The sequence below is a fragment of the Clostridioides mangenotii TR genome (genome assembly GCF_000498755.1).
In the GTDB taxonomy this organism is placed as follows: domain Bacteria; phylum Bacillota; class Clostridia; order Peptostreptococcales; family Peptostreptococcaceae; genus Metaclostridioides; species Metaclostridioides mangenotii_A.
In genome coordinates, this window is record NZ_AXUS01000001.1 from 149,569 (window position 1) to 161,696 (window position 12,128).

Here is a 12,128-nt window from a genome sequence, read left to right on the forward strand (position 1 = left end):
TATGGAAAAAGTTATAGGTAAATCTTACCCAGTGAAAGATGCAGCTCTAAAAGTAACGGGGCAAATGAAATACGTTTCAGACCTTAAACCTCAAAACGTATTACACGCTAAAATGCTTTTAAGCCCAGTTGCGCATGCAAAGATAAAGAACATAGATGTAAGTGACGCTTTAAAGGTTGAAGGTGTAAGAGCAGTAGCAACTCATTTAAACTCACCCTGTATAAAATACAACGGAGCGCTTAGATTCTTTGAACACGATATACCAAAAGATGAAGCAGTGTTTAATGAAATTGTTAGATATGTTGGGGATAGGGTTGCAGCTGTTGCAGCTGAGACAGTAGAAGCAGCAGAAAAAGCTGTGAGCCTAATAAAAGTTGAGTACGAAGAGTTGCCAGCAGTGCTTACTATACAAGATGCAATAAAAGAAGGTGCAGATTTAATTCACGGTGATACTAATAAAATCGCAGAAATGAAGATAGATGCTGGGAATGTTGATGAAGCTTTTGAAGAATGTGACCATGTATTTGAAGATGAATACAATGTACCTGCTATACACCACGGCGCAATAGAAACACATTCAGCAATTGCTCACTATGACTACAACAACAATTTAACAGTTTATACCCCTTGCCAAAATACATTTGCATTTAGAATAATACTTTCTCAGATATTTGAGATGCCACTTCACAAGATTAGAGTTGTAAGACCGGCAATAGGCGGATCGTTTGGTGGAAAACTTGAAATGACAATAGAGCCAGTGTCTGCAGTACTATCTAAAATGACAATGAGACCTGTAAAGCTTGTTTTAAATAGAAGAGAATCAATTATAGCTACAAGAACTCGTCATGGTGCTTATGTAAAAATTAAAACTGGTGTTAAAAATGATGGGGAGATATTAGCACAAAATATTGATATATATACAAATACAGGTGCATACGCATCGAGTGCACTTAATGTTATGGGTGCTCTAAGCCACAAGGTATACAAAGTATACAAGATTCCTAACATGAGATTTAAAGGAATTCCTGTTTATACAAATACACCTATAGCTGGAGCTATGAGAGGTTATGGATCTCCACAAGTATTTATGGCTCAGCAAGCACAGATAGGTAAAATAGCAAAAACTTTAGGGCTGGATTTAACTTATGTTCAAGAGAAGAATGTAGCTGAACCTGATGGTGTAGATGTAAGATTTAACGCACCTCTTGGAAATCCGAGAATACTAGACTGTATTGAAAAAGGAAAAGAGTTATTTGGATGGGATGAGAAAAAGAGACTACCTAAAGAAGAAGAAAAGTACTATAGGGGAGTCGGAATGGCTATAGGAGCTCACGGAAACGGTGTTTTTGGAGCTCACAGAGATGTAATAACTCTTACTCTTAAGCTAAACGAAGATGGAACTGCAACACTTATCACCGGAGTTCACGATATGGGTAATGGAGTTGCTACAATGCAGACTATGATGGTTTCAGAGGTTTTAGGGATAAGACCAGAAGATGTTGAAACTTATGAAGCAGATACAGATGCGTGTACATTTAACTTAGGGGACTATGCAAGCAGAGGTGTGTTTGTAGAAGGTGCAGGAGCTAAAAATACTGCTGAAAAATTAAAAGAGATGATATTAGATGAAGCTGAAAAATTAATGGAAGTACCAAAAGAAAATTTAATACTTGAGGATGGTTTAGTTGTAAATAAAGAAGACAAAAATCAAAGCAAAACTCTATCAGATGTAGCGGTATTTACTCAAAGTAAATCATTAAAAGAACTATCTGTAGTAGAGAGCTTCTCATCTCCAGCGGGGATAACATCTTATGGAGTCCACTTCGCAGAAGTACTAGTAGACAAAGAAACTAAGAAAGTAAAGGTTGAAAATTTCGTAGCAGTCCACGATGTTGGAACAGTAATTAATCCTATGAATCTAGAAGGTCAGCTAGAGGGCGGAATTCATATGGGTCTAGGATACGCTCTTAGTGAAGAAGTTAGCTTCGATGAAAAAGGAGTTCCATTAAATGATGAGTTCACATCTTACAAAATGCTTAGAGCAAATGAAATGCCCGACATTAAGATTCATTTTGTAGATGGATTTGAAAAAGATGGTCCGTATGGAGGTAAAAGTATAGGTGAATGTGCAGTAGTGCCATCAGCACCAGCAGTAGCAAATGCTGTACTAGATGCCACTGGAATAGAAGTTCATTCATTACCAATAAAACTATAATAATTAATTTTATAGGCTTATATAAACTTTGAGTAATCAAAAGTAATCAAATCATTAATTTTAAATTTTATAATATAAAGATAAAAAGGGGATACATTATGGCTAAAATATTAGGAATTTGCGGAAGTCCAAGAAAAGGCGCGACGGAATATGCGCTTATGGAAGCTTTAAAAGAGGTTGAAAAGGTACCGGGAATAGAGACAGAATATTGGTCTGTTAGAGGAAAAAAGATTGGACCTTGTGTTCACTGTGACGCCTGTATTAGAAATAAAACTATGTGTATTATAAAAGACGATATACAAGAGCTAGAAAAGAAAATACTTGAAGCTGATGGGATAATAGTTGCTTCACCAGTTTACGATATGAGCATTACAGCTCAACTTACAGCGGCATTTAATAGGCTAAGACCTATATACTTAGTTCACTCAGGAGAGTTACAAAACAAAGTAGGAGCTGCTATTACAACTGGAGGTACTAGATATGGTGGTGAAGAACTCGCAAAACTGCCAATAATAAACTTCTTTTTAATGCACGAAATGCTAGTAACTGGTGGGCTTGGAGGGTGTTATATAGGCGGTACAATATGGAGTAAAGACGAAAAAGCTAAAGGAGCAAAAGAAGATGAAGTCGGAATGGATTCAGTTGTAAGACTTGCAAAAGGTGTAGCTGAAGCTGTGATGGTTTCAAAGTATGGATTAGAAATCTGGAATAAGCATAAACAAGAGTTAAACATAGCAAAAGACGAAAAATCACCACTCAGAGATCACTAGAACGACGGCATATAAAAAAATTGATAAATGAAGGTCTGATGTTTTATGGGAATAATTATAAAAGGCGGGACAGTTGTAACTGCAGAGAGAACATATATTAGCGATATTAAAATAGAGAATGAAGTAATAGCTGAAATAGGTAAAGATTTAAAGTGTGAGGGTTTTGAAGTTGTAGAGGCAAATGGATGCCATATAATACCGGGTGGAATCGATGCACATACACACTTTGATATGGATTCAGGTTCTATAAAAACAGCAGATAATTTCGAAACTGGGACACGTGCAGCAATAATTGGAGGAACGACTACAATCCTAGATTTTGCAGAAAGCAATGGAGATGAGAGCTTAATTGAGGGAGCTATATCTTATCACAGAATGGCAGCTGGTAAATGCAGTTGCGATTATGGTTTTCATATGACTATAACAAAGTTGGACGAAAAAACATTTAAACATATGGAAGAGTTAATCTATGGTGGGATTACCTCTTTCAAAATGTACATGGCTTACGATGGAATGAAGATAGATGATGGAGCGATATATAAGGTTCTAGAAAAGGCACGAGAGCTAGGATGTATAGTTGAATTTCACTGTGAGAACGGAGACTTACTAGACGCGTTGATAGAGGAAAATGTAAGCTCCGGGAATCTAGAACCCAAGTACCATCCATTGACTAGACCTACATTGGTTGAAAAAGAAGCTGTTTCAAGACTTTCAGATATAACAAAACTGGCGGACTCGAGATCCTATGTTGTGCACCTTAGTTGTAAGGATTCATTAGAAGTAGTTAAAAGTGCACGAAAACAAGGGGTAAATATGATCGTTGAAACTTGCCCACAGTACCTTGTTTTAGATGACGAACTTTATAACAAAGAAAATTTTGAAGGTGCAAAGTATGTTATGTCACCTCCTCTTAGAAAAAAAGAAGACATAGAGTGTCTATGGGATGGAATAAAAAATGGTGATATTCAAACAGTCGGGACTGATCACTGTTCGTTCAATTTCAAAGGTCAAAAGGATTTGGTAAAAGATGATTTCAGCAAAATTCCAAATGGTGCACCTGGAGTTGAAGAAAGAATGGAGCTTTTCTATACGTACGGAGTAGCAAATAAAAGAATTAGCTTTAATAAATTTGTAGAGGTTACATCTACAAATGCAGCCAAGATATTTGGTTTATATCCCCGTAAAGGTGAAATACAAGTTGGAAGTGATGCAGATCTAGTAGTACTAGATACAAATAAAGAAAAGCTTATAACTAACAGTACTCTACAACATAATGTGGATTACACTCTGTACGAAGGCTTTAAGGTAAGTTGCCAGGTAAGAGATGTATTTCTAAGAGGAGAGCATGTAGTAGAAGATGGAGAAATAAAGAAAGTGTATAGAGGTAAGTATTTAAAAAGTAAAATAAAATAAATTTATGAGGTGAAAAAATGATCGATATTCTTATAAAAAATGCAATAGTAGTTACTGTAAACAAAGAAAGAGAAGTATTATTTGACGGTGCAATAGCAATAGAAGGAAATAAAATTATAGATATCGGAAGTTCAAAGGAAATAGTATCTAAATATAGTGATGCAAAAAAAGTTATCGATGCAAAAGGTAAAGTTATATTCCCGGGATTTATAAATACACACAACCACTTATTCCAAACTCTACTAAAAGGGCTAGGTGATGACATGGTTTTAAAAGATTGGCTTGAGACTATGACATTCCCAGCAGCTAACTATTTAGAGCCAAAAGATACTTACGACGCAGCTATGTTGGGATGTGTTGAAGGGCTTAGAGGTGGAATTACAACTATGGTTGACTATATGTATCCTCATAGTAAGCCGAATTTATGTGATGGGATAATAGACGCGTATAAAGAACTTGGAATAAGAGGGATACTTGGTAGAGGATGTATGAACACTGGAGCGCAATTTGGAGTTCACCCAGGAATAATGCAAGATGTAGAGACAGTTGAAAAAGATGTGAGAAGGTTGTTTGAGAAACACCACAATTCAGAAAATGGAAGAATAAAAATAGGAGTTGCACCAGCAGCAATATGGTCTAACTCACAGGATATGTTAGAGATGCTGTGGAGAATAGCTAAGGAGTACGATGATGCGCTATTTACAGTACACATCTCAGAAACACCTTTTGATAGAGAGGCGGCAAAAGAGCTTCACGGAGAGTACGATATAAATGTTCTAGAAAAATTAGGAATACTTGGTCCAAATGTGCTTATGGTTCACTGTGTATACCTAACTGAAGAAGACATGGAACTTACTAAAAAGTACGATATGAAAGTATCTCACAATACTGCAAGTAATATGTATCTTTCTTCAGGGGTAGCTCCAGTTCCAGAGATGCTTAAAAAAGGTATCACTGTTAGTTTGGGAGTAGATGGTGCTGCTAGTAACAATTCACAAGATATGTTAGAACTTATGAAGCTTACAGCGCTTCAGCATAAGGTAAACAAATGTGATCCTTTAGCTATATCCGCAGAAAAAGTTCTTGAACTTGCTACAATAGACGGTGCGAGGGCGATAGGTATGGATAATGAAATAGGATCTTTAGAAGTTGGGAAGAAGGCAGATTTACTTATATTCAATCCGATGTTATCACCTAAAGCTATACCTATGCACAATCCAGTTTCTACATTGGTTTACTCATCGAGCTTAAAGAATATCGAAGGAGTAATAGTAGACGGAAAAGTAATAATGGAGGATTCAAAAATTCTTACTACGGATGAAGAGAGAGTTCTTAGGGACGCACAAAATACAGCTGAAAGGCTGTGTGAGAGAGGATCAATAAAAAACAGAATGGAAGGCCACAAGTGGAATAGCCTTTACTGATAAATTTTGAGTCAATTATAATTACTATACTGAATTTGGAGTGATATGTTTGATTATTAAATGTACTATAAATGGGAAAAAGAAAGAATTAAATATTAGTCCAGATGACTTTTTAGCAGATACACTTAGAGAAAATGGGTATGTGAGTGTTAAAAAAGGATGCGACACAGGTTCATGTGGACTATGTACAGTGATGATTAATGATAAAGCAGAGTTATCATGTAATTTCCTTTCAGCTAGAGCAGATGGTCAGAGTATCACAACTCTAGAAGGGGTGCAAAAAGAGGCTAAAGAATTCGGAGATTTTCTTGCAGAAGAGGGTGCAGATCAATGTGGTTTCTGTGCTCCGGGATTTATAATGATGGTTTTAGCTATGAAGAGAGAGTTAAAAGATCCTGCTGAAGAAGAAGTTATAGATTATCTAAATGGGAATTTATGTAGATGCACTGGTTATAAAGGTCAACTTAGGGCTATACACAAGTACCTAAATTCAGTGAAATAACATTCTCTTAAACTGATAACAAGTAATAAAGATATTAGAAATAAAAAAATCATACAAAAGGGGGATATTATGATAACCATAAAGGAATATGTGGTCCCAACGAGTTAGATGAAGCTTATGAATTATTAACATCTAAAAGAAACAACGTGGTACTAGGAGGAAGTAGTTTTTTAAAATTGGGCAGTAAAAATATAGGGACAGCAATTGATCTTAAAGATATAAATTTAGACTATATAGATGAAGACGATGAAAACATACTTATAGGCGCTGATGTGAGCCTTAGAAAATTAGAGCAAAATAACTTAATAAAGAGTTACTGTGGAGGTATAATTTCATGTGCAGTTTCTAATATAGTGGGTGTGCAGTTCAGAAATGGAGCTAGGGTTGGCGGTAGTGTCTTTTCAAAATATGGATTTTCTGATTTAATTCCCCCGTTATTGGCAGCTGGAGCGAAGGTTAAACTTTATAAAACAGGTACTGTAGATTTAGAAGAGTTTTTAGAGAGTAACCACGAAAAAGATATACTTATAGAGGTTATATTAAAGAAAAGAGAGGCTAAAGGAGTATACGATTGTATAAGAAAATGTACAGGTGATTTCCCGGTATTAAATGGAGCTATAGTCTGTGAGGATGAAAAGTACACTATTGTAATAGGTGCCAGACCGCAAAAAGCTATAATAGCTAAGAGATCAAGTGAAGTACTAACTATAGAAGAGGATATAGAAAAGGCATCAGATTTAGTTAAAGAAGAGTTGTCGTATGGCAGCAATTTAAGAGCTAGCAGAGAGTATAGATCTGATATGGCTAAGGCGCTGGTGACAAGAATGTATATGAGTATTGGATGTGATAAGGATGATAAATAAAGGGATAAGAAAGATTGATAGCGAGGCAATAGTTACTGGTAAACCTATATATACTGAAGATCTTATAATGCATAAAGATGTCCTTACAGTTAAATTAATGAGAAGTCCTCACGCATTCGCGAAAATTAAGAACATAGATGTAAGCAAAGCTCTTAAAGTTGAAGGTGTAGTAGATATATATACGTACAAGGATGTACCCAATTATAGATATTCAATGGTGGGTGAGTCTTATCCAGAAGCTTCTCCTCACGATCAGCTAATTCTTGAAGATGTAGTCAGATATGTAGGAGATGAAGTAGCTATAATTGCAGCTGATGATGAAAAATCGGCTTTAAAAGCGATGAAATTAATTAAAGTTGAATACGAAAAGTTAGAGCCTATACTAGATGCGACTAAATCAGAAAATAACACGATATTAATTCATACTGAGAACGATCTTTTTTCTCCATTCGACTTTGGACTTGATGCAAGTAGGAATATTGTTTCAAGAGAAAGATTTTCAAAAGGAGATGTAGATAAAGAATTTGAAAACAGTGATGTGGTTATAGAGAGATCGTATATAACTCAACCTCAAGCTCACTGTATGATGGAGACGCATAGGGCATACACTTACATCGATGCAAATGGTAGATTAGTAGTTATATCTGCCAACCAGTCAGCTTATCATATGAGAAGACAAATAGCCAGAGCTATAGGATTAAAGCACTCACAAATAAGAGTTATAAAACCTAGAATCGGCGGTGGATTTGGAGGTAAAAATATAGCTGTAACAGAGATATATGCTTCTTTTGTAACTTGGATGACAAAAAGACCTGCAAAGCTTATATACACTAGGAAAGAAACTTTTGCTATGACAAATACAAGACATCAAATGTTCTTTGACATAAAATTAGGTTCGGATAAAGAAGGAAATATAAAAGGTATAGATCTTAGAGCATTAAATAATACAGGAGCATACGGAGATAATGGACCTTCTGTTTGTTCAGAGTCAGGTCATAATACTCTGCCTGCTTATAACGATGTGCCTGCAATAAAGTTTGATGGAAGAACTGTATATACAAATTTAGTTCCAGGTGGAGCACTCAGAGGATATGGAGCTACTCAAGGTACATTTGCTCTAGACAGTGCTATAAATGAGTTGGCTCAGGAGCTAGAAATGGATCCAATAGATCTTAAACTCAAGAATATAATAAAAGATAAAACAGACGGCGGAATAATGAACTTTCCGATAAGAACTTGTAAACTAGAGGAGTGTATCAAAAGAGGTAAAGAGCTGATAGGATGGGATGAAAAATATCCTGCTAGAAAAATTGGAAATAACAAAGTTAGAGCGGTAGGAATGTCTATAGCTACTCATGGATCTGGTATCACAGGAATTGATATGGCTATTGTAAATATGAGAATGGATGAAGATGGAACGTATAAACTTATGTCTGGATCATCAGACCTTGGAACAGGATCAGATACTATATTAGCTCAAATAGCTGCTAAGGCATTAAATACTACAGTAGATAGAATATCTGTTCATACAGGAGATACAGATATGTGTCCATACGATACAGGTGCATTTGCATCTTGTACGACTTATGTAACAGGAAGTGCAACAATAAAGTCAGCGGAGAGTTTAAAAGCTAAGATATTAAAAGTAGCAAGTAAAAAACTTGAAATTCCAACTGATGATTTGATGTTATTTGAAGATAGAGTTAGCAGTATAAATGAATTAGATAAATTTGTGCTCCTAGAAGAGTTAGGAAGAAAGTCAGTTGGAGGTGGAGACCAAGAAGTGCTTTATTCATCTGAAAGTTTTGGAATCAAAGAGAGCGCTAAACCTTTCTTGGCAGGATTTGTTGAGATAGAGTTAGACAAAACAACAGGTGAGTTTGAAATCATCGACTACGTTTGTACAGTAGACTGTGGAGCGGTTATGAACCCAACACTTGCGAGGATACAAGTAGAAGGTGGAGTTACTCAAGGGATAGGCTTAGCGGTCTACGAAGAGCCGATACATGGGGAGGATGGTAAACTTCAAACTACTAGTTTTCTTCAGTACAAAGTCCCAACTAAAAAAGAAGTTAAAAATATACAAGTAGAGTTTATAGATAACTACGATCCATCAGGTCCTTATGGAGCAAAATCGCTTGGAGAAATAGTAATACACACTCCAGCACCGGCTCTAGCAAATGCAGTATTCAATGCTGCAGGAGTAAATATTAGGGAATTGCCGATAACTGCTGAAAAAGTTTATATGGCTATGAAGAATAAAAAATAGGGGGTAAGCATTGATGATTGCTATAAAGAGTAAGTTCTTAATGTCCTCTGTAGATGAAATATACGTTGATCACGCTGTAGTTATAGAAGACGAGATTATAAAAGATATAATTCCAAATGTTGAGTTAAGAAGTAAATATCCCGGTGTAGAGATTATTGATAAATCAGATGCAGTGGTAATACCAGGATTTATAAATGCTCATATGCATCAGTATGGAGTTCTATCTAGAGGAATTCCAGCCAATGTCAAATTTAATGATTTTGAAGGTTTTTTAAATGAATATTGGTGGCCATTTGTAGAAAATAGAATAGGTCTAAAGGAAGTTAAGGCAACTACAATTACTTCAGGAATCGAGCTAATAGAATCGGGTGTCATAGGTTTCTGTGACACTCTAGAAGCTCCGAATACAGAAGAAGGAACTCTTATAGAACAAGGTAAAATTATAGAAAACTTGGGAATGAAAGCAGTAGTATCCCTTGAAAGCTGTGAGAGGATAGATTGTGAAAATGGACTTAAGTGTCTAAAAGAAAATGCCGATCTTATAAGATGGAGCAAAGAAAACAGCAAATTGATTTCAGGTATGATGTGTACTCACACTAGTTTCACATGCTCAGCAGATTTTATAAAAAGAGCCAAACAAATTGCCTTAGAATTAGAAGCTCCAATGCAGTTCCACTTATCCGAAAGTATTTACGAACCGAATTACACAGCTAAACACTTTGGAAAAAAACCCGTAAAGTACTACAATGATTTAAACATTTTAGACGGAAATGTAGTTGCTTCGCAATGTGTTAAAGTTGATGATGATGAAATAGAGATATTAAAGGAAAGAGGGATGAAGGTAGTTCATATGCCTCTGAGTAACTGCGAAGTAGGGGGAGGTTTTTCACCAGTACAGAAAATGCTAGATAAGGGTATAAAAGTCGCGCTTGGAACTGATGGATATATTAATGATTTCTTTGAAGTAATGAGAGGAGCTTTTTTAATTCACAAGTCGGTTGCAGAAGATACGACAGTTATGTCTGCAAAGACTGTACTTCAAATGGCTACTGAACATGGAGCTCACGTTTTAAACTTAAAGGACTCCGGAAAGATAAAAGTTGGAAATAAAGCAGATGTAATTGTCTTAGAAAATAAATTCAAAACACCTGTAAACCTTGATAATATATATGAGCAGATAGTTGTACATGGAAGAAAAGAGTTTGTATCAAATGTATTTATAAATGGAAAGAGGGTTTTAAAGGATTACGAATTATTTGGTGTTGACAAAAAATCTGTTGAAGAAGATATGAAAAAAGTTGCGGAAGATTTCTGGAAGTTTTAATTAAGTTTTATAAATATATATCGATAAAGATGAGAAAAGAGGCATATTATGTATAATTTTTTAGGGAAAAATTTAAAATCACCGTTAATAATAGGATCAGGGCCTTTAACTTATAGTGCTGAAGGATGTAAGATACTTAGCGATGCAGGTGCTGGTGCAGTGGTTACTAAAACTATAAGGAAATCAAGAGCTATAAACCCAGCTCCACATATGGTTAGAAACACAAATAACGCACTAATAAATAATGAAAAATGGACTGACTTTGAACCAGATCAATGGATAGATTTCGAGATTCCAAAGATGAAGGAAGATGGGACTGTATGTATAGCATCAATTGGTCATACTCTTGAGGAGAGTAGTGAGCTAGTAAAAAAAGTGGAAGAAGCAGGAGCAGATTTTATAGAATTGGTTTCTTACGATTATAACGATCTTATACCGATGCTTAAAGATGCAAAATCCAAAGTAAAAATACCAGTAATTGTTAAACTGCCACCAATGGCTCATGATATAACAAATCTATGTAAATCATTAGAAGAAGCAGGAGCAGAAGCTATAACAGCTTGTGATTCTGTAGGACCTGCTTTTAGAATCGATATAGAAACAGGGAGACCTCTTTTAGGTGGAGATGGATTTGGATGGTTAAGTGGAGATGTTATAAAACCAATAACGCTTCATAAAATATATGAAATAAGACAAAAGATAAGTATACCTATAATAGGTCTTGGAGGATGTGTAAGCGGAGATGATGCTTTGGAGATGATTATGGCTGGTGCCGACTTTGTTGGAATATGCTCGGTAGTTATATTAAAAGGACCGGAAGTAATTGCTAAAATCCACAAAGATCTAAATATGAATTTAGATAGATTAGGATATGGAAGCATTGAAAATGCTCGCCATGTAGTTCACAAACACATGGGTGTTGCAAACGAGAGAGAGAGTTTTGAGTTTACTTTTGAAGAAGACAAATGTGTTAGATGTAGAATGTGCGAAAAAGTCTGTGCATATCAAGCTAGAAAGTTAAATGAGAATATGGAGTTAGATGAGAAAGAATGTAGATACTGCGGACTATGTATATCAGTATGTAAGCCAAAGGCACTTGGAAGAAAGTTGGATACAGTAAAAGTCACTGTTTAATAAAATATCGATCGACTAAAGCTGATGAATTAAAAGGAGCTGTATCAAAATGATTTTTTGAGACAGCTCCTCTATTTATTTTTATTATATTTTGTAGTAGTATAATTTAAAGAGATTTTTTTAGAATAGATATTTAAAGAAACTATAAATTGAGCAAATACAAGTACTCGATATTTATCGAGCTGGATTTTATATTTAAATAAAGGGGGGAGTG

The 12,128-nt window shown here is 35.5% G+C and carries 9 protein-coding genes; all 9 read left to right on the forward strand.

Features of this window, described 5'->3' with window-relative positions; translation table 11 throughout:
- The first annotated feature begins 1 nt into the window (after position 1).
- The 9 genes from T473_RS0100690 (at position 2) to T473_RS0100730 (ending at position 11,914) form a co-directional block, all read left to right on the forward strand.
- Entirely contained in the window at positions 2-2,215 is a 2,214-nt protein-coding gene (locus T473_RS0100690) for a xanthine dehydrogenase family protein molybdopterin-binding subunit (RefSeq protein ID WP_024620168.1), read from the forward strand.
- Positions 2,216-2,313: 98 nt separating this feature from the next.
- On the forward strand, positions 2,314-2,985 hold the full coding sequence (locus tag T473_RS0100695) for a flavodoxin family protein (RefSeq protein WP_024620169.1): 672 nt from the start codon (positions 2,314-2,316) through the stop codon (positions 2,983-2,985).
- 45 nt (positions 2,986-3,030) lie between these two features.
- Positions 3,031-4,398 (forward strand): dihydropyrimidinase, encoded by a 1,368-nt coding sequence (hydA, locus tag T473_RS0100700; protein WP_024620170.1) that lies wholly within the window; start codon positions 3,031-3,033, stop codon positions 4,396-4,398.
- 17 nt (positions 4,399-4,415) lie between these two features.
- Complete coding sequence (locus T473_RS0100705) at positions 4,416-5,822, forward strand: amidohydrolase family protein (protein WP_024620171.1); 1,407 nt, start codon at positions 4,416-4,418, stop codon at positions 5,820-5,822.
- A 49-nt stretch (positions 5,823-5,871) separates the two neighbouring features.
- Positions 5,872-6,324: a (2Fe-2S)-binding protein gene (locus tag T473_RS0100710; protein WP_024620172.1), complete on the forward strand. Its 453-nt coding sequence runs from the start codon at positions 5,872-5,874 to the stop codon at positions 6,322-6,324.
- A 146-nt stretch (positions 6,325-6,470) separates the two neighbouring features.
- On the forward strand, positions 6,471-7,187 hold the full coding sequence (locus T473_RS15870; protein ID WP_024620173.1) for an FAD binding domain-containing protein: 717 nt from the start codon (positions 6,471-6,473) through the stop codon (positions 7,185-7,187).
- A complete protein-coding gene (locus tag T473_RS0100720; protein WP_024620174.1) occupies positions 7,177-9,456 on the forward strand; it encodes a xanthine dehydrogenase family protein molybdopterin-binding subunit in 2,280 nt (759 codons plus the stop codon). Before T473_RS15870 ends, T473_RS0100720 begins: the two co-directional genes overlap by 11 nt.
- A 13-nt stretch (positions 9,457-9,469) precedes the next feature.
- A complete protein-coding gene (locus T473_RS0100725) occupies positions 9,470-10,780 on the forward strand; it encodes an amidohydrolase family protein (RefSeq protein WP_024620175.1) in 1,311 nt (436 codons plus the stop codon).
- A gap of 48 nt (positions 10,781-10,828) precedes the next feature.
- A complete protein-coding gene (locus tag T473_RS0100730; protein ID WP_024620176.1) occupies positions 10,829-11,914 on the forward strand; it encodes a hypothetical protein in 1,086 nt (361 codons plus the stop codon).
- Positions 11,915-12,128: the final 214 nt, after the last annotated feature.